Source organism: Streptomyces sp. NPDC093544, from assembly GCF_040683495.1.
Lineage (GTDB): Bacteria > Actinomycetota > Actinomycetes > Streptomycetales > Streptomycetaceae > Streptomyces.
Window position 1 is genome coordinate 25630 of the sequence record NZ_JBFBEA010000028.1, and the last position, 18090, is coordinate 43719.

An 18090-nucleotide genomic window follows, 5' to 3' on the forward strand; every position below is an offset into this window, starting at 1 on the left:
TTCGATGGCGCTTTCGACGGTCGGCAGTGCGGTCCTCCCGTGCTGCCGACCGTTCTACCTGCCCTGATACTTGGCCGCCGCCTTACGGGCCGAGCCGAGCTTGCTGTACAGCTGCCAGCCCGGACACTCGGTGCTGAACCCGTCCCGATGGCCGGAGATCACATTCAGTCGTACGTTCTTTCCCTTTTTGTAGAGATTGCCACCGCCGGACTTCAGATATGTCTTTCCGCGCGGATTGACCCCGAAGAGGCCGAGCTTCCATGCGGTGAGCTTCGCGATGGCGGTGACGGCTGATGCGGACGGCTTCGTCTTGCCGAAGCTGCCGAGGACGGCGATCCCCATGCTGTCGGTGTTGAAACCGAGAGTGTGTGCGCCCGTGACGGCCTTCGCCACGCCCCCGGCGCGGCCTTCGTAGATGTTTCCGCACTTGTCGACGAGGAAGTTGTAGCCGATGTCCCGCCAGCCGCTGCTCACTACGTGGTAGCGGTAGATACTGCGGATGACCGAAGGGACTTGCGAGCAGCTGTAGTTGTTGCCCGAGGCGGTGTGGTGCACGAAGGCGGCCTTGACCTTCTTCGAGTAGACGAAACCGCGCTCGCGCAGCTTCTCGTTCGCGCCCCAGCCCTTGCGCGTGATGATGCGCGGGCGCGGGCCGATGTACGGCTTCACGCGCTGCTCGGCCGGGCGCTCGGCGAGGAATTCGCGCTCCGTCTCCTGCTGGGAGAGGGCGGGAATCACGTTCGCGGAGAGCTCGGGGACCTCGGTGGCGCTCGTGGGCTCAAGGCCGGTGTTGGCAGCGGACACGGCGGCGTACGCGGCGGAGAGTGCGCCGGCCCGTGGGGCGCGCACCTGCGCGTCGGCACGCCGAAGCCCCGGTTGTGCACCGGCGCTCGATGTTCCCGGCTGCGCGCCCGCGGATGCGGCGTCCGCGCCGGGCGCGACCAGTTCGAGGCGCATCCCCCTGGGGAGCGGCGAGTCGCCCGCTGTCGTCGCACGTTCGTCCACCTCCGCCTGGACGCGCACCTCGACGCCGTCGGAGTCGCCCACCCACAGCGGCGCCGTGGATCCGCGTACCCGGCCCGAATCGCCTTCGGCGGTGTCCGGGTCGGCCGCGTGTTCGTGGTTGTGCGTCTCGACGTCCTGCCAGCCGGACCAGTGGCCGGTGGCGGCGGCGCGGGTACGGACCTGGACTCGGCCGTGCAGTTCGCTGTCCGGGTTGTCCCAGACGATGCCGACGAGCGAGAAGGGCCGTACGTCGCGTCGGACGAGTCCTTGTTCGGGGGCGGCGGAGCCGAGGGCGCGTTCGCCGGTGAGCGGGACGAGTGGCAGTGACTGGGTACTGCCGGGGGCAGCGGGTTCGGACCTCACCGCCGACGGGCCGGCCTGCGCCGGAGCGGACAGGGCCAGCGGAAGGACGAGCGCGGCCGCGCAAGTGACGCCGACCGAAGAAGCAAGGAATCCACGCATGCCCCTGATACTGGACATAGTCATACATATCTGTCTATCCGGGAATTGACGGACCGTCGGGCGCCGCTCGTCCGAACCGGTGGCTCCGCAGGCCGGACCCACACCCGCCCCGCACCCTCCCCCGCGTACGCTTGCCCGCGTGACCGCCACCGACCGCACCCCCGCCGACCTGCTGCGATCCGCGCTCGCCACGGACCCCGCGCGCCCCCTGGTGACCTTCTACGACGACGCCACGGGCGAACGGATCGAATTGTCCGTGGCCACCTTCGCCAATTGGGTGGCCAAGACCGCCAACCTGCTCCAGAACGAACTGTCCGCCGAACCGGGCGACCGGGTCGCACTGCTGCTGCCCGCGCACTGGCAGACGGCGGTGTGGCTGCTGGCGTGCTCCTCGGCCGGTGTCGTCGCGGATCTCGGGGGCGACCCGGCCGCGGCCGACCACGTCGTCGCGGGGCCCGGCGAGTTCGAGGCCGGCCTCGCCTGCTCCGGCGACCGGATCGCACTGTCGCTCGCACCGCTGGGACGGCGCTTCCCAACACCGCCCGCCGGATACGCCGACTACGCCGTCGAGGTGCCGACACAGGGGGACCGTTTCCAGGCGTACGCGCCCGTGGACCCGGAAGTGCCGGCGCTGATTGTCGCCGGGGCGGAGTACACGAGCGCCGAGGTCGTCGAGCGGGCGCGTGCGGACGCGCCTGTGCTCGGGCTCACGGGGCCCTGGTCCCGGATCCTGTCGGCGCTGCCGTACGACACCTGGGAGGGGCTCAGCGCGGGGCTGTACTCGGCGCTCGCGACCGGGGGGTCCGTGGTGCTGTGCCGTCATCTGGAGCAGCTGGGCGAGGACCCGCTGGCCAAGCGGATCGAGAGCGAGCGGGTGACCGCGACGGCTCGGTAGCCCCCGGGCGGGCACCGGGCCACCCCGGCACCCGGGAACGTCGGCACCGGACCACCCCGGCACCCGGGAACGTCGGCGACTCGGCACCCGGTACTGGTGGCTGTGCCCACCCTCCCCCACTCTCGGCTTCGCTCGATCGGGGGGACCCCTATCGCCCTGCGGAACGATTGCCCACAGCGATAGCGGTCGGCCGCCTGCGCATCGCCCGTTCGGCCCATCACCGGCCCCCCTCACCAGCCCCTCCGGGAGAGGGTCGTAGGAGCACCACACGCTCGTACGCCATGAGGGGTGGACTCCGACGTGACCGACACCGCAGGCACGCCGTCCGGAGCGCCTGAGCGGACGGCCACTCCCCGCACCCTGGGCCCCGAGATCGGCGCCACCCCCACCGGCGCCGGTCTCATACGTCGCCGCAGGCGCTGGCTGCGCTACACCGCGATCGGTGTCGCGGTCGTGGTGCTCGGTGCCGCCGGGGCGGGCTGGGCGGCGTACGAGAAGCTGAACGGGAACATCACGGCGGACAACGACGCCGCGACCGAGCTCGCCCGGTACGAGAAGGAACGGCCCACCGCACTGGTGCGCGGCGCGCAGAACATCCTGCTGATCGGGTCGGACTCGCGGGCCGGGAACGGCAACGCGCAGTACGGGCGGGACTCCGGCACCGAGCGGTCCGACACCACGATCCTGCTGCACCTCGCCGCGGACCGGCGCAGCGCGACCGCCGTCTCCCTCCCCCGCGACCTGATGGTGGACGTGCCAGGTTGCCGCCGCCCGGACGGCACCCGTACCGAGCCGATGTTCGGGATGTTCAACTACGCCTTCCAGACGGGTGGTTCGGCCTGCACGATCCGTACCGTCGAGAAGCTCACGAACATCCGCGTCGACCACCACATGGTCATCGACTTCAACGGCTTCAAGGAGATGGTCGACGCGGTCGACGGCGTCCGGGTGTGCCTGAAGGAGCCGATCGACGACAAGGAAGCCATGCTGAAGCTGCCCGCGGGCAAGGTGACGCTCAACGGCGAACAGGCTCTCGGTTACGTCCGCGCCCGCAAGAGCATCGGCGACGGCAGCGACACCGACCGGATGGACCGTCAGCAGCGCTTCCTCGGCGCGCTCGTCAACAAGGTGCGCAGCAACGACGTCCTCCTCAATCCCACGAAGCTCTATCCCGTACTCGACGCGGCCACCTCGTCGCTCACCACGGACCCGGCGCTGGCAAGCCTGCGCGGGCTGTACGACCTCGTGCGCGGCATGCGCGACATCCCCACGGAACGGGTGCAGTTCCTGACGGTGCCCCGGACGTCGTACGTCTACAACGCCAATCGCGACCAGCTCGTGAAGCCCGAGGCTGAGAAACTCTTCACGCGGCTGCGGGCGGACGCACCGGTGACGGTCGCGAAGGATCTTCCGGAGAATTCAGCGGATTCCGCCGCAGACAGCTCGTACGAGGGCAATCGCTACGGCGGTGAGGGCGGCGGCGAGAGCGATGACACCGACGCCTTCGATTACTCGCACGAGGACGGGAAACCGGGCGGAAAGGGACCCGGCGGAGCCTCGGGGACTCCCGAGCCGGCGCCGACTTTCCGGGGGAACACGGCGGCCGAGGACACCTGCGAGTAAAACCCACGTCAAGGCGGGGAACAGCCGAGCTGAGAACTCTCTGAGAAATAGGGCGGATTGCCCAGTTGTAGGCAGGTGGAATTTCTCACTGTCGTCGCTCGGCGCTGAACTGGGCGGATAGTGTGAGCGATCCGGTGCACCCGGCCTCCAGGTCTGTCCTGCGGTCGTGCACTGCTGGACCGAGTGACCGAGCGCCTTTATGTAGGGGGAAATAAGGCGCCGCGTGGCCCCGACGGAGGACTCAAGAACCGTGGACGCGCAAGGCCGTGGGCGGGCGGACGATATCGACCCCGCAGACCAGTGGGTACTCAACCCGAACACCGGCGACTACGAACTGCGACTGCGGCCTTCCGCACCGCAATCACCAGTCCCCGGTCCTCGCAGATCCGCCCGTGGCGCGGGTGCCGTCCCGACGGACAACCGCAGCGCACCGGTCCGGGAGCCCGGTGATGCGCCCGGCGGCGTTCCCGACACCGATGTGCCAGGGCCACGCAGGCGCCGCGGTGCGCCCGCCGAGCCACCTCCCGGGCGGCGGCGGGGGCGTACGAAGCCGAAGAAGTCGAAGGCGAAGAAGATACTGCTGTGGACCGGCGGCACGATGGCCCTCGTGCTGGTCGCCGTCTCCACCGCCGGGTACTTCTACCTCAAGCACCTTGAGGGCAACGTCACCACGCAGGACGTCGGCAGCGCGGCCTCCAGCAGCTTCAGCAAGGACGAGGCCTTCAACATCCTCATCATCGGTACGGACAAGCGCACCGGTGAGGGCAACGAGGACTACGGCGACTCGGGCAGCGTCGGGCACGCCGACACCACCATCCTGCTGCACGTCTCCAAGGACCGTACGAACGCGACCGCGTTGAGCATTCCGCGCGACCTGATCGTCGACATTCCGGACTGCCCGACCAAGCAGGCCGACGGCAGCACCAAGATCATCCCGGGAACAACCGGCGTCCGCTTCAACACCAGCCTCGGTCAGGGCGGCCGGGACGCGGGCTGCACGATGCTCACGGTCAAGGCGGTCACCGGCATCACGCCCAACCACTTCATGATGGCCGACTTCAACGCGGTCAAGACGCTGACCACCGCGGTGGACGGCGTCGAGGTCTGCCTCGCCAAGGACGTCGACGACCCCGACTCGCATCTCAAGCTCTCCGCCGGCAAGCACACGATCGAGGGCGAGACGGCGCTCGCCTTCCTGCGCACCCGGCACGCCTTCGGCAACTCGGGCGACCTCGACCGCATCAAGGTCCAGCAGCAGTTCCTGGCCTCGCTGATGCGCAAGATGTCCTCCAGCGACACCCTCACCAACCCCGCCAAGCTGCTGACCCTGGCCGAGGCCGCCACCAAGGCGCTGACCGTGGACACCGGTATCGGCAAGGTCAGCACGCTCAAGGACGTGGCCCTGGAGCTGAAGAAGGTGCCGACGAAGAACATCACCTTCCTCACGACGCCGGTCATCGACAACCCCGCCGAGGAGACCCCGGTGACGGTCGTCGTCCACCCGTCGGACGCTCAGCCGGTCTTCGACATGATCAAGGACGACGTGTCGTTCACCGAGGTGGAGGCGCAGAAGAAGGCGGAGGCGGCCTCGGTCGCCGCCCGGCTCGAAGGCACCCAGTCCGAGGCCGCCGACGTCCGGGTCAACATCTACAACGGCGGCGCCGTCGCCGGCTCCGCACAGGAAACACTTAACTGGCTACAGAATGATGAGGGCGTGCTCAAGTCCAGCCAGCTCGGCAACGCCGAGGAGACGCTCAGCAAGACGACCCTGGAGTACTCGCCCGACCAGGCCGATCAGGCACGCAAGCTGGCGGATCTCATGGGGTTGTCCGGCTCGGCGATGAAGCCTGGCAAGAGCGAGACGAACGATCAGGGTCTGCCCGCGATCGTGCTGACCCTGGGCAAGGACTTCAAGGGCGCGGGGGTGTCCCTGACCGCTCCGACAACGGCGCCGGACACGGTCGAGAAGTCCACCGCGGACAAAACAGTGTGCGCCAGCTGATGACCTAACGGGTCCGTCAAGCGTCCAACAGGACGAGAGCGCGTCCGACTTGGGCGCGAGAAACGTTCAACTGGACGCGGGACGGGCCCGTTTGTCAGGCGCAGCGTGGGGAGGGGCAGGGAGATGGCGCGAAGTGGTGTGCGCGGAGAGGGAACACGCTCAAGCGGCCGGGGGGCCGGTGAGCATGGCTGGGACGACAGCCTGTACGACGGGAGCGACGAGCCCGTTCAGGGGGCGGACGGCGATTCCGGTCCTGGGGCCGGCAGCGGCGCCGGGCGGTCGGCCGACATCGATCCGGTTCCGGGGACCGACGGCAATCCGGTTCCGGGGACCGAAGGTCGGACGGCCGAGGACACCATGTCTCTCAAGCCGCTGGGGGACGGCCGGGGCGGCGACGGCCGCCGGCCCGAGGGTGCCGCGCGCTCGCGCCGCAGACGCCGCGTACTGCGCTGGTCGGCGATGGTCCTGGCGGTCCTGATACTTGGCACCGCCGGTGCCGGTTATCTCTACTACCAGCACCTGAACGACAACATCAAGAAGGACGACCTGAACATCGGCGACGCGAAGGACCGCGCCGCCGAGTCCGAGGCGAACGCGGCCGGTCAGACCCCGCTGAACATCCTGCTGATCGGCTCGGACGCCCGGGACACCGAGGAGAATCAGGAACTCGGCGGCGCGAAGGAGACGTTCGGCGGAGTCCCGCTCGCGGACGTCCAGATGCTGCTGCACCTCTCCGCCGACCGCACCAACATGTCGGTGGTCAGCATGCCGCGGGACACGCTGCTGGACATCCCCAAGTGCACCGACCCGGACGACGGCCAGGTGTACGCGGCGAGCAGCGTTCCCACGATGACCAACCAGACGCTCGGCCGCGGCGGCCCAGGCTGCACGGTGGCCACCTGGGAGAAGCTGACCGACATCCACATCGACCATTTCATGCAGATCGACTTCTCGGGTGTGGTCTCGATGGCGGACGCGATCGGCGGCGTCCCGGTCTGCGTCGACGCCAACATCTACTCCAAGGACAGCCAGGGTCACGGCTCCGGGCTGAAGCTGGAGGAGGGCACCACCTACGTCAAGGGCGAGCAGGCCCTGGAGTGGCTGCGTACCCGGTACGGCTTCGAGGACGGCAGCGACCTGGCGCGCGCCAAGGCCCAGCACCAGTACATGAACTCGATGGTGCGCGAGCTGCGGGACAACGCCACCGTCTCCAACCCCACCAAGCTGCGCAGTCTCGCCGAGACGGCCACCAAGGCACTGACCGTCGACACGGGCCTCGGCACCGTGAAGAAGCTCTACGACCTCAGCAACGAGCTGCGGAAGGTCGAACCGAAGCGGATCACGATGACGACCATGCCGAATCGATACGTCGGCGCGCGCGTGGAGCCCACGGACGACGCGGCCAAGCTGTTCCGTCTCGTACGCGAGGACATCGCCCTCGACGGCAAGGACGCGAAGAAGACGGTCACGGAGGAGACTTCCTCGGATCCGGCCGCCGCGGACGACAAGATCGGCGTGGCCGTGCTGAACGGCACGCGGACGTCCACGCAGTCCCCGGTCAGCGGGCGCGCGAGCGAGGTGAGCGAGCTGCTGGTCGGCAAGGGCTTCACACAGGCCTCGGCGGAGCAGTCGGAAGCGACCACCGAGGACAAGACGCTGATCCGCTACCCGAGCGCCGACCTGGAGGGTGACGCCCAGCGGGTCGCCAAGTCCCTGGGAATTCCGCTGAGTTCGGTGGAGAAGTCGACGAGCGTCTCGGGCGTCACGCTCGTGGTCGGCGCCGACTGGCGCGAGGGCACGACGTACAAGGCCGAGGCGGAGGACAACACGACTCCGGACACGGCGGAGGCCCTCAACGGCGCCGACGACAAGGCCTGCATGCACGTGAACCCGAACTACACCTGGTAGAGCACGAGTTGGGCCCCTCTCGACGAGACTTGCCGAGAGGGGCCCAACTCATACACCCATGACCTCAGTTGGAGCTGAGCACCGCTGGACGCCGCGACGCTATGACCTTCTTCGCGAGCGCCTTCGGGCTGGTGAGGAAGCCCCAGCCCCAGGACATGTGCATCGTCGCGAGGGCGAGCGGGATCTGGAGCCGCGCCTTCAGCGGCAGCCCCCTGCCCGTGAGCAGTGAGCCGAGCGCGATGGCCGCGAGGTAGCCGCCGGGGATCACGAACCCCCAGGGGGTCAGCGCCGCGCCCACCACGACACCCGCCACGATCGCGCACACCGCGGTCGGCGGGGCGAGGTAGCGCAGGTTGATGGAGCCCTCGTGGAAACGGGCGACGACATGACGCCAACGCCCGTAGTCCTTGTACTGCTTGGCGAGGGCTCGCATGGAGGGCCTCGGGCGGTACGACACCCGCAGTTCGGGCGAGAACCAGATGAGGCCGCCCGCCTCCCTGATCCGGAAGTTCAGCTCCCAGTCCTGGGCGCGGATGAACTCCTCGTTGTAGCCGCCCTGTTGCTCCAGCGCCTCGCGCCGGAAGACGCCGAGGTACACGGTCTCGGCGGGCCCGGCCTCGCCGCCCGTGTGGAAGGCCGCGTTCCCCACCCCGATCTTCGAGGTCATCGCGGCGGCGACCGCGTGCTCCCAGTCGTTCTCGCCCTCGGCGTGCATGATCCCGCCGACGTTCTGCGCGCCGGTCTCCGCCAGCAGGCGTACGGCGGTCGCGATGTAGTTGGGCGAGAGCATGCCGTGCCCGTCGACGCGTACGACGATGGGGTGGCTGGACGCCTTGATCGCGGCGTTCAGCGCGGCGGGGGTGCGACCGGCCGGGTTCGGCACGGTGTGCACGCGTGGATCCTCACGTACGAGCTCGGCGGCGATCTCCTCCGTACGGTCAGCGGACGGACCGATGGCGAGCACCACCTCCATCTCGCCGTCGTACTCCTGCGCCAGGATCGCTTGGACGGACCCACGCAGATGCCGCTCCTCGTCGAGGACGGGCATGATCACAGAAACGGCGGGAGACCGCACGTCAGACTTCTCGCTCATCGGACGTCACGTTACCGCGAATGGGGGACACGGTCGCGCGCCGCCCTCCCTCCGGCCCGGGCCGCAGATCGTATGGGCCTACGGTGCTCACGGATCCCACGTCCGGCCCTCGCGGAGGTGTCCCCCCTTGCCCACGCCGCCCCGCTCCCCCGCACGCCCTCCAGGCCGTCGCCCACAGCGGCCCCCCGTACGGCGTAAGAAGCCGCGCTGGGCCATGCGGGCGGTGACCACGCTCTCGGTGGTGGTGCTCGCCGCGGCGGGCATCGGGCACGCGGTGGTCACCAGCCTGGACGCGGACATCTCCCGGGTCGACCCCTTCAAGGACATGAAGAACCGTCCCGAGGCGGGCCACGGCATGAACGTGCTGCTGGTCGGCACCGACGGCCGGGACAGGATCACGGAGGCGGAGCGGCGCAAGTACCGCCTGGGCGGCGCGCCTTGCCACTGCACCGACACCATCATGATCGTGCACATCTCGGAGGACCGGGAGCGGGCCAGCGTCGTGAGCCTGCCGCGCGACTCGTACGCCGAGGCGCCCGCGCACACCGACCAGACCACCGGCAAGCAGCACGGCGCGCACCCCATCAAGATCAACGCGGCGTACGCCGAGGGCGGTCCGCAGCTGACCGTGCGCACGGTCGAGAGCATGACCCACGTGAAGATCGACCACTATCTGGAGGTCGACTTCACCAGCTTCATGAAGACGGTGGACGAGCTCGGCGGCGTGGAGATCTGCACCGTGAAGCCGCTGAAGGACTCCTACACCGGACTCGACCTCCCCGCGGGCTCGCACCGGTTGAACGGCGGGCAGGCGCTCCAGTACGTCCGCTCCCGGCACATCGACGGAGCCTCCGACCTCGGCCGGATGCAGCGCCAGCAGCGTTTCCTGGCAGCACTGATCTCGCGGGCCACCTCCTCCGGGGTGCTGCTGAACCCGATGAAGTTCCGCGACGTCACCCGGGCCGTGCTCGGCTCGGTCCGCGCTGACAAGGGGTTCGGCACCGACGAACTCCTCGACCTCGGGCGGGCGATGCGGGACTTCTCGCCCTCCTCCTCCGAGTTCACGACCGTGCCGATCGGGCAGATGGGATACGCCGTCAAGGGCGTCGGCTCGACCCTGAAGTGGGACCCCGCCAAGTCGACGAAGCTCTTCCAGGCGCTTCGCGACGACAAGCCGCTCGCGGCCCACAAGCCCCCCACCAACAACGCCCTGCGCGTCGACGTGGCCCCGCAGCAGATCCGTGTCCAGGTCGAGAACGGGACGGCCACAGCGGGCCTCGGCAAGCGCGTCGACAGCGCGCTCGCCGCGACCGGGTTCCGTACGACCCGGCAGCCCGTCAGCGCGAAGGACCGCACTCTGAAGCGCACCGTCGTCTGGTACGACCCCCGCTGGGACCGCTCGGCGAAGTCCCTCGCGGCCGCCCTGCCCGGCAGCGAGCTGCGCGCGGTCAAGGGGCGGGGACCGCTGCTGAAGGTGACCGCCGGCGCGGACTTCAAGGAGGTGCGGAAGGTGCGGGCCGACGATCCGTATCAGGGGGATTTCGGGGTGACCACGGGCGATCAGGTGATCTGCCCCTAGCCACGGGGATCACTACTAGTCCAGGCCCTCCGCCGCGCGCTTCTCGCGCAGCTCCATGATCGCGCGGCGCCGGGCGAGCCGGTGGGTGCGGCGGATCTGGGCCTCCTGGTAGCGGCGTTCGTCGCGCTCGGTCTCCGGGAGCACCGGCGGTACCCGGCGCGGCTTCCCGTCGGCGTCGACCGCGGCGAAGACGAGGTAGGCCGTGCCGACCTGCTGGGCCGGGGTGGACTCGTTCCAGCGCTCGGCCAGGACGCGGACGCCGACCTCCATGGACGTACGGCCGGTCCAGTTCACCTGGGCCTTCACATGAACCAGGTCGCCTACGCGGACGGGCTCCAGGAAGGCCATCTCGTCCATGGAGGCGGTGACGGCCGGTCCGCCGGAGTGCCGTCCGGCCACCGCACCCGCCGCGTCGTCCACCAGCTTCATGATCACTCCACCGTGCACCGTGCCCAGAAGGTTGGTGTCGTTGTGGCCCATGATGTGGCTGAGGGTGGTTCGGGACGCGGAGGTCGGCTTTCCCGGAATATCGGATTCCGGGGTGGAGGCCTGGTCTGTCATGGCGTCCACCTTATGCCGGGGGCGCACAAAGTCCGCTTTGCATCAGATCTGCAACAGGCCTGGCATGAATCTGCTCACTCTCTTGTATGGCGCCCGGTGCGGCACTGCACACTGGCCGCATGAACGATTGGCCCGACGAGAACCGCAACGACCGTTACGGACGCGGCAGCGCCGGCTCGCAGCCCGAGAGCGCGCGCGTCATGCGGCAGGTCCGCCGTGGCCAGCCGGGTCCCGGCCCGTCCGCGCCGCCGTACGGCGGGGTCCCCCAGCAGCCGACGTACGTCGACGGGCAGGGGTACGGCGACCAGTACGACAACAGCGGCTACAACTCGGGCCATGTCTACGGGACGCCGAACGGCGGCGGCCCGCAGGGCCCCGGCGGTCCTGGCGGCGGACGAGGTCCGCGCCGCGCGCCGAACTGGGGCCGCCGGATCAAGTGGACCGCCATCACGCTGGTCACGCTGCTCGTCGTGGTCTCCGTCAGCACGTACTTCTGGGCCGACTCCAAGCTCAACCGTGACGTGGATCTCTCCAAGGTCATCGACCGCCCCGAGGCGGGCGAGGGTACGAACTACCTGATCGTCGGTTCCGACAGCCGGGCCGGTATGACCGAGGAAGAGAAGAAGGAGCTGCACACCGGCTCCGCCGAGGGCAAGCGCACGGACTCGATGATGATCCTGCACACCGGGGACAACGGCTCCACGCTGGTCTCGCTGCCGCGTGACTCGAACGTGGAGATCCCGACCTTCGTGGGCTCCGAGTCGGGCAAGACATACCAGGGCACGGGCCGCGAGGTGAAGCTCAACGCGGCGTACGCGGAGGACGGGCCCGAACTGCTGGTGCGCACCGTCGAGTTCAACACCGGTCTGCACATCGACCACTACGTGGAGATCGGCTTCGCGGGCTTCGCGGACATCGTGGACTCGGTCGGCGGCGTGGAGATCGAGATCCCCAAGGGCGGCATGAAGGACACCAAGTCCGGCGCCGACTTCGAGGCGGGCAAGCAGACCCTCAACGGCGAGCAGGCCCTGGCGTTCGTCCGTACCCGGTACGCGCTCGCGGGCAGCGACCTCGACCGTACGAAGAACCAGCAGAAGTTCCTCTCGGCCCTGGCCAACCAGGTCGCGACGCCGGGCACCGTCCTGAACCCCTTCAAGCTCTACCCGACCATGGGCGCCGGCCTCGACAGCCTCATCGTCGACAAGGACATGGGCCTGTTCGACCTCGCCGACATGTTCTGGGCGATGAAGAGCGTCAGCGGCGGCGACGGCACGTCGATGAACATGCCGATCTCCGGCTCCACCGGCGGCAACCTCGTCTGGGACAAGGCGAAGGTGAAGACGCTCGTGGACGAGCTGAAGAACGACGAGAAGGTGACGGTCACGGGCGACTGAGGTCGGACTCGCGGCGAAACCGGTGAAGGGCACCCATTGGGTGCCCTTCACCGGTTTCAGGCGTCCTACGGCAGGTTCCTCGCCATCACGATGCGCTGAACTTGGTTCGTGCCCTCATAAATCTGCGTGATCTTCGCGTCGCGCATCATCCGCTCGACCGGGTAGTCGCGGGTGTAGCCGTAGCCGCCCAGCAACTGCACCGCGTCCGTGGTGACTTCCATTGCCACGTCCGAGGCGAAGCACTTGGCCGCTGCGCCCTGGAAGGTGAGGTCCTTGTCGCCGCGCTGCGACTTCGCCGCTGCCGCGTAGGTGAGCTGGCGGGCGGCCTCGATCTTCATGGCCATGTCGGCGAGCATGAACTGGATGCCCTGGAACTCGGCGATGGCCTTGCCGAACTGCTTGCGCTCCTGGACGTAGCCCTTGGCGTAGTCCAGCGCGCCCTGGGCGATGCCGAGGGCCTGGGCCGCGATCGTGATGCGGGTGTGGTCCAGGGTCTTCATGGCGGTGGCGAAGCCGGTGCCCTCCTCGCCGATCATGCGGTCGGCGGGGATGCGGACGTTGTCGAGGTAGACCTCGCGGGTCGGGGAGCCCTTGATGCCGAGCTTCTTCTCCGGAGCGCCGAAGGAGACGCCCTCGTCCGACTTCTCCACCACGAAGGCGCTGATGCCCTTCGAGCGCTTCGTCGGGTCCGTCACCGCCATCACCGTGTAGTACTCGGACTCTCCCGCGTTGGTGATCCAGCGCTTCACGCCGTTGAGGACATAGAAGTCGCCGTCGCGGACCGCCTTCGTCTTCATGCCGGCCGCGTCCGAGCCGGCGTCAGGCTCGGAGAGGGCGTACGAGAACATCGCGTCGCCCTTGGCGAGCGGGCCCAGGTACTTCTTCTTGAGGTCCTCGGAGCCGGAGAGGATCACGGGGAGCGAGCCGAGCTTGTTGACCGCCGGGATCAGGGAGGAGGACGCGCACACACGCGCCACCTCCTCGATCACGATCACCGTGGCCAGCGCGTCCGCACCCGCGCCGCCGTACGACTCGGGTACGTGCACCGCGTGCAGATCGGAGGCGACCAGGGCGTCCAGGGCCTCCTGCGGGAAACGGGCTTCCTCGTCCACCGCGGCCGCGAACGGCGCGATCTTCGCCTCGGCCAGCGAACGGATCGCGTCACGGAGCATGTCGTGCTCCTCGGACGGGCGGTACAGGTCGAAATCAGCCGATCCGGCCAAGGTCTCTCACGCTCCAAGGATGCGAATAAGGATGCTGAACGCTGTGACGGTGACGCTAACTACCGTTAAGTAACCCAAATTTTAGGGGCCTGCCCACCCCAGGGATACGTGAGCTTGGCGACAGAGGGAAAGTTGCCCGTTGAGAGGCCGTCGCATGCCCCGGTTATGCTCGGGCGCGCATCCCCCCAGACACCTCAGGAGCAGCCATGGCCCTCAAGATCACCGTGATCGGCACCGGGTATCTCGGCGCCACGCACGCCGCCGCCATGGCCGAACTCGGCTTCGAGGTGCTCGGGCTCGATGTGGTCGAAGAGAAGATCGAGATGCTTAAGCGGGGCCAGGTCCCGATGTACGAGCCGGGTCTTGAGGAGCTGCTCCGCAAGCATGTCGCCGGGATCGAGGGGTCCAGCGGGCGGCTGCGTTTCACCATGGACTGGGCCGAGGTCGGAGAGTTCGGCGACGTCCACTTCGTCTGCGTGAACACGCCGCAGAAGCACGGCGAGTACGCGTGTGACATGAGTTACGTCGATGCCGCCTTCGAGTCGCTCGCCCCGCACCTGCACGGCCCCGCCCTCGTCGTCGGCAAGTCCACCGTGCCCGTCGGCTCCGCCGCTCGCCTGGCCGCCCGGCTCGCGGAGCTCGCGCCCGCCGGTGAGGACGCCGAACTCGCCTGGAACCCCGAGTTCCTGCGCGAGGGCTTCGCCGTCGGCGACACGCTGCACCCCGACCGCATCGTCGTGGGCGTGCGCAGTGAGCGGGCCGAGAAGCTGCTGCGCGAGGTGTACACGACGCCGATCGCCACGGGGTCGCCGTTCGTCGTGACCGACTTCCCGACCGCCGAGTTGGTGAAGACCTCCGCGAACTCCTTCCTCGCGACCAAGATCTCCTTCATCAACGCCATGGCCGAGGTGTGCGAGGCGGCCGACGGCGATGTGGCCAAACTGGCCGAGGCCATCGGGCACGACGACCGGATCGGGAAGAAGTTCCTGCGGGCCGGGATCGGGTTCGGCGGCGGCTGTCTGCCGAAGGACATCCGTGCCTTCATGGCGCGCGCCGGCGAGTTGGGTGCCGACCAGGCGCTGACCTTCCTGCGCGAGATCGACTCCATCAACATGCGCCAGCGCGGGCAGATGGTGGAGCTGACGCGGCAGGCGCTCGGCGGCGGTTCGTTCCTGGGGAAGCGGGTCGCCGTGCTCGGTGCCTCCTTCAAGCCCGACTCGGACGACGTACGGGACTCGCCCGCGCTGAACGTCGCCGGGCAGATCCACCTCCAGGGCGGCCAGGTCACCGTCTACGACCCCAAGGGCATGGACAACGCGCGCCGGCTCTTCCCGACGCTCGGATACGCCGACTCCGCCATAGCGGCCGTACGCGGCGCGGATGTCGTACTGCACCTGACCGAGTGGCGCGAGTTCCGCGAGCTGGACCCGGCGGTGCTCGGCGAGGCCGTCACGACGCGGCTGGTCCTGGACGGGCGCAACGCCCTCGACCCGGAGGTGTGGCGGCGGGCCGGGTGGACCTACCGGGCGATGGGGCGCCCCACCGCGTAGTCATTCAAAGACGCCGATCCGGCCGAGGCTCAGTCGGCCGGATCGGCGTCGTCGTATATTCTCCACCGTCCTGCCGCCGGACGTGGCCGGACGGGTCACTTCATGTGGCGCGGGCGGGGCCTGACGGTCCGCCGCGCGCGGTGGGCACGGTCGGGCGGCTACTTCGCCCGGTACCGGCGCATCTTCGCGCGTGCCCCGCAGACCGACATCGAGCACCAGCGGCGGCGGCCCGCCGGGGAGCGGTCGTAGTAGGCCCAGTGACAGGTCGGTGCCTCGCAGGCCTTCAGGCGCGGCCAGGTGCCCTCGACGAGTGCCTCCGCGATCGCGGCCGCGACGCGGGAGGCGAGCGGGGCCGGGTGGGCGGGGCTCAGGGCCGCGGAGCCGTCCGCGGCGGAGACGGTGACGAGGAGCGGGGCCGCCGCGAGCAGTTCGTCGAGCGGTGTCACCGCGCGGTGCGGGGGGTGACCCGCGTGGGCCAGACATACGGCGCGCAGGGACTCCCGCAGGTCGCGCGCCGCCGCCAGTTCCTGTTCCGCTTCCGCGATTCCGAAGCGGGCGCGCCCCTCCGCCGTGTCCAGCCTGTCGGTGCCCGAATCCAGGTCCACCGTGTTCACCAGGGCCTCCACCAGGGCGAGGCCGCCCGGTGCCGACGCTTTCTCACTCATGCTTGCGACGTTACCTCCAATGCGGGAGCATGCAGTAACCGTTACTGGTTGACCGCATTTACAGGTAACTCCGGAGGAAATCATGGCTCTCGCCAAACTCGGTGCCGTCGTCCTGGACTGTCCCGACCCCCGCGCCCTCGCCGGGTTCTACGCCGAGGTGCTCGGCGGCACGGTCCGGGTCGAGGGGGACTGGGTCGACCTGGAGCTGCCAGGCGGGCGGGTGCTGGCGTTCCAGGCCGCCCCCGGACACGTACCGCCGAAGTGGCCCGCGGGCGACGACTCGCAGCAGTTCCATCTGGACCTGACCGTCGACGACATGGACGCGGCCGAGAAGGGCGTGCTGGCGCTCGGGGCGCGGGTACTCGACGCGGAGGACCGGTCGCGCGGGTTTCGTGTGTACGCCGATCCCGCGGGGCACCCGTTCTGCCTCTGCGCCTGCTGAGACCGAAGGAGATAGGAGATAGCTGTGGAGCCTGTCGCACGAATGCGTTCCGTCGTACTCGACTGTCCTGATCCCCGCGCGCTCGCCGAGTTCTACGCGGGCGTGGTGGGCGGCACGCCCCTGGCCGAGGACGACGAGTGGGTTGTCCTACAGGTCCCGGACGGGCCTCGGCTGGCGTTCCAGCGGGCTCCCGGGTTCGTCCCGCCCGAGTGGCCGCGGGCCGACCACAACTCCCAGCAGTTCCATCTCGACCTCGACGCCGGAAGCACCTGGGAGGCGATCGAAGCCGCCGAGGAGAGGGTGCTCGCCCTCGGCGCACGGGCGTTGCACCAGGAGGACAAGGAGGACTTCCGGGTGTACGCCGATCCGGCGGGGCATCCGTTCTGCCTCTGCCGGATCGAGCGCCCGCAGTAGGACTCAGCCGTCGAGTTCCGCGATCTTCGCCGAGGACGGCTCGCGGCGCTGCTGGGCCGCGCGGGCGGTGAAGTCCGCGCTGCGCAGGACGCGTTGGACGTTGCCCCAGGTGAGAAGGGCGAGGTCGGTCTCGGACCAGCCGCGGGTGAGGAGCTCGGCGATCAGATGCGGATAGCAGGAGGCGTCGGCGAGGTCCTGCGGGTGGGCGGCTCCGGAGTCGTAGGTCCCCGAGAGGCCGACGCACTCCGCGCCCGCGAGCGCGCGGACGTGTTCGAGGTGGTCGGCGACGTCGCGTACGGACGGGCCGGTCTGCTCGGCGGTGAGCGGGACGAGGCACAGGCCCTTGGCGGTGCCCAGCTCGGTGAGGACGTCGTCGGTCAGGTTGGCCGGGTGGGGGCGCAGGGCGCGGGCCGCGGAGCGGGTGAACAGGACCGGGGCCTTGGAGGCCGCCAGGGCGCGGCTGATCGTGGCCTCCGAGGTGCCGGAGAGGTCGACGAGCACGCCGAGACGGTTCATCTCGCGGAGCACCTCCTCGCCGAACCGGGTCAGGCCCGTCCCGCTCGCCCAGGTCGTGCCGGAGAGCGTGAGGACGCGCAGGCCGAGCGCGTGCAGGTTGCGCAGGATGCCGAGCGAGTCGCCGAGCGCGCCCGCTCCGGCGGGCCCGAGCACGACGGCGACCCGGCCGCAGTGGTGGGCGTCGGTGATCTCCGCCGCGGTGTGGGCCATGCGCAAGCCCTCGGGGTGGGCCTGGACCACCGTCTGCACCAGGTCGAGCTGTTCCAGGGTCGCGCCGACGGCACGGTCCCCGGCGAGCCCCTCGGGCAGGTGCAGCGACCAGAACAGGGCGCCCACGTGCCCTTCCCGCATCCGCGGCACATCCGTGTCCACGGCGCTCTCGCCCAGCTCCAGGTCGAACCAGGGCAGGTGGCGCAGCGCCCAGGGCAGACCGCTGTAGCCGTCGGCGACGGGGTGGCCGGCGAGGAAGGCGTGGGCCCGCTCCAGCGGGTCGGCGCCGTCCTCCGGGACCGCGTCGGCCTCCGGGGCGGTCTCCGTGGTGTCCAGTGGCAGCGGCTCGGACTCCGGCCAGACAGTCGGCCGGTCCAGCTCGCCCACCTCAGCGGTCGTGTGCAGTTCGTCGCGCAGGTCTGCCATGACGGGGCTCCGTTGGGTGGACGGTGATCGCAGTACCGTCACCGTTGCACGGAGGCCGGGGGGCTTCCTGGTGGATGGGGCGTTTGGGGGTACGCCCCACGTACCCCCCATCCACCGGGCAT

15 protein-coding genes are annotated in these 18090 nt (G+C 69.4%); 9 read left to right on the forward strand and 6 right to left on the reverse strand.

Going from position 1 to position 18090, the window contains the following annotated elements; translation table 11 throughout:
* Positions 1-54: 54 nt before the first annotated feature.
* Entirely contained in the window at positions 55-1467 is a 1413-nt protein-coding gene (locus tag AB0N66_RS33905; RefSeq protein WP_365442247.1) for an N-acetylmuramoyl-L-alanine amidase, read from the reverse strand.
* A 139-nt stretch (positions 1468-1606) separates the two neighbouring features.
* Between AB0N66_RS33905 and AB0N66_RS33910 the strand changes: the two genes are divergently transcribed.
* The 4 genes from AB0N66_RS33910 to AB0N66_RS33925 all read left to right on the forward strand — a co-directional run bounded on the left by AB0N66_RS33910 (position 1607) and on the right by AB0N66_RS33925 (position 7895).
* Positions 1607-2362 carry a TIGR03089 family protein gene (locus AB0N66_RS33910; RefSeq protein WP_365442249.1) on the forward strand — a complete coding sequence of 252 codons (756 nt, stop codon included), beginning with the start codon at positions 1607-1609 and terminating at the stop codon, positions 2360-2362.
* Between the two features lie 360 nt (positions 2363-2722).
* Positions 2723-3985 carry an LCP family protein gene (locus AB0N66_RS33915; protein WP_365442383.1) on the forward strand — a complete coding sequence of 421 codons (1263 nt, stop codon included), beginning with the start codon at positions 2723-2725 and terminating at the stop codon, positions 3983-3985.
* 250 nt (positions 3986-4235) lie between these two features.
* A complete protein-coding gene (locus tag AB0N66_RS33920) occupies positions 4236-5987 on the forward strand; it encodes an LCP family protein (protein ID WP_365442251.1) in 1752 nt (583 codons plus the stop codon).
* 123 nt (positions 5988-6110) lie between these two features.
* Positions 6111-7895 (forward strand): LCP family protein, encoded by a 1785-nt coding sequence (locus tag AB0N66_RS33925; RefSeq protein ID WP_365442253.1) that lies wholly within the window; start codon positions 6111-6113, stop codon positions 7893-7895.
* Positions 7896-7959: 64 nt separating this feature from the next.
* Here the strand turns inward: AB0N66_RS33925 and AB0N66_RS33930 are convergent, their stop codons facing one another.
* A complete protein-coding gene (locus tag AB0N66_RS33930) occupies positions 7960-8988 on the reverse strand; it encodes a glycosyltransferase family 2 protein (RefSeq protein ID WP_365442255.1) in 1029 nt (342 codons plus the stop codon).
* A gap of 127 nt (positions 8989-9115) precedes the next feature.
* On the opposite strand from AB0N66_RS33930, the gene AB0N66_RS33935 reads away from it, so the two are divergent.
* Positions 9116-10567 (forward strand): LCP family protein, encoded by a 1452-nt coding sequence (locus AB0N66_RS33935; protein WP_365442257.1) that lies wholly within the window; start codon positions 9116-9118, stop codon positions 10565-10567.
* 15 nt (positions 10568-10582) lie between these two features.
* On the opposite strand, the gene AB0N66_RS33940 is transcribed toward AB0N66_RS33935, so the two are convergent.
* A complete protein-coding gene (locus AB0N66_RS33940; protein WP_365442259.1) occupies positions 10583-11128 on the reverse strand; it encodes an acyl-CoA thioesterase in 546 nt (181 codons plus the stop codon).
* A 119-nt stretch (positions 11129-11247) separates the two neighbouring features.
* On the opposite strand from AB0N66_RS33940, the gene AB0N66_RS33945 reads away from it, so the two are divergent.
* The gene (locus AB0N66_RS33945) at positions 11248-12522 is read left to right on the forward strand and encodes an LCP family protein (RefSeq protein WP_365442261.1); all 1275 of its coding nucleotides are present in this window, start codon (positions 11248-11250) and stop codon (positions 12520-12522) included.
* A 65-nt stretch (positions 12523-12587) separates the two neighbouring features.
* Here AB0N66_RS33945 and AB0N66_RS33950 read toward each other — a convergent pair whose 3' ends face one another.
* The gene (locus AB0N66_RS33950) at positions 12588-13745 is read right to left on the reverse strand and encodes an acyl-CoA dehydrogenase family protein (protein WP_266460620.1); all 1158 of its coding nucleotides are present in this window, start codon (positions 13743-13745) and stop codon (positions 12588-12590) included.
* 206 nt (positions 13746-13951) lie between these two features.
* Here AB0N66_RS33950 and AB0N66_RS33955 point away from each other — a divergent pair, with 206 nt between their 5' ends.
* Positions 13952-15295 (forward strand): UDP-glucose/GDP-mannose dehydrogenase family protein, encoded by a 1344-nt coding sequence (locus AB0N66_RS33955; protein WP_365442263.1) that lies wholly within the window; start codon positions 13952-13954, stop codon positions 15293-15295.
* Positions 15296-15453: 158 nt separating this feature from the next.
* Here the strand turns inward: AB0N66_RS33955 and AB0N66_RS33960 are convergent, their stop codons facing one another.
* Complete coding sequence (locus AB0N66_RS33960) at positions 15454-15960, reverse strand: CGNR zinc finger domain-containing protein (protein WP_365442265.1); 507 nt, start codon at positions 15958-15960, stop codon at positions 15454-15456.
* 82 nt (positions 15961-16042) lie between these two features.
* Here AB0N66_RS33960 and AB0N66_RS33965 point away from each other — a divergent pair, with 82 nt between their 5' ends.
* Entirely contained in the window at positions 16043-16402 is a 360-nt protein-coding gene (locus tag AB0N66_RS33965; RefSeq protein WP_365442267.1) for a VOC family protein, read from the forward strand.
* A 42-nt stretch (positions 16403-16444) separates the two neighbouring features.
* The gene (locus AB0N66_RS33970) at positions 16445-16816 is read left to right on the forward strand and encodes a VOC family protein (protein WP_365442269.1); all 372 of its coding nucleotides are present in this window, start codon (positions 16445-16447) and stop codon (positions 16814-16816) included.
* A gap of 3 nt (positions 16817-16819) precedes the next feature.
* Here the strand turns inward: AB0N66_RS33970 and AB0N66_RS33975 are convergent, their stop codons facing one another.
* Entirely contained in the window at positions 16820-17968 is a 1149-nt protein-coding gene (locus AB0N66_RS33975; protein ID WP_365442271.1) for a dipeptidase, read from the reverse strand.
* Positions 17969-18090 lie beyond the last annotated feature (122 nt).

What these genes read in the sequence shown, in the direction of transcription:
- AB0N66_RS33905 (WP_365442247.1), bottom strand. Translation starts at nt 1,467, where the DNA reads ATGCGTGGATTCCTTGCTTCTTCGGTCGGCGTCACTTGCGCGGCCGCG.
- AB0N66_RS33925 (WP_365442253.1), top strand. Translation starts at nt 6,111, where the DNA reads ATGGCGCGAAGTGGTGTGCGCGGAGAGGGAACACGCTCAAGCGGCCGG.
- AB0N66_RS33930 (WP_365442255.1), bottom strand. Translation starts at nt 8,988, where the DNA reads ATGAGCGAGAAGTCTGACGTGCGGTCTCCCGCCGTTTCTGTGATCATG.
- AB0N66_RS33940 (WP_365442259.1), bottom strand. Translation starts at nt 11,128, where the DNA reads ATGACAGACCAGGCCTCCACCCCGGAATCCGATATTCCGGGAAAGCCG.
- AB0N66_RS33945 (WP_365442261.1), top strand. Translation starts at nt 11,248, where the DNA reads ATGAACGATTGGCCCGACGAGAACCGCAACGACCGTTACGGACGCGGC.
- AB0N66_RS33955 (WP_365442263.1), top strand. Translation starts at nt 13,952, where the DNA reads ATGGCCCTCAAGATCACCGTGATCGGCACCGGGTATCTCGGCGCCACG.
- AB0N66_RS33960 (WP_365442265.1), bottom strand. Translation starts at nt 15,960, where the DNA reads ATGAGTGAGAAAGCGTCGGCACCGGGCGGCCTCGCCCTGGTGGAGGCC.
- AB0N66_RS33965 (WP_365442267.1), top strand. Translation starts at nt 16,043, where the DNA reads ATGGCTCTCGCCAAACTCGGTGCCGTCGTCCTGGACTGTCCCGACCCC.
- AB0N66_RS33970 (WP_365442269.1), top strand. Translation starts at nt 16,445, where the DNA reads ATGCGTTCCGTCGTACTCGACTGTCCTGATCCCCGCGCGCTCGCCGAG.
- AB0N66_RS33975 (WP_365442271.1), bottom strand. Translation starts at nt 17,968, where the DNA reads ATGGCAGACCTGCGCGACGAACTGCACACGACCGCTGAGGTGGGCGAG.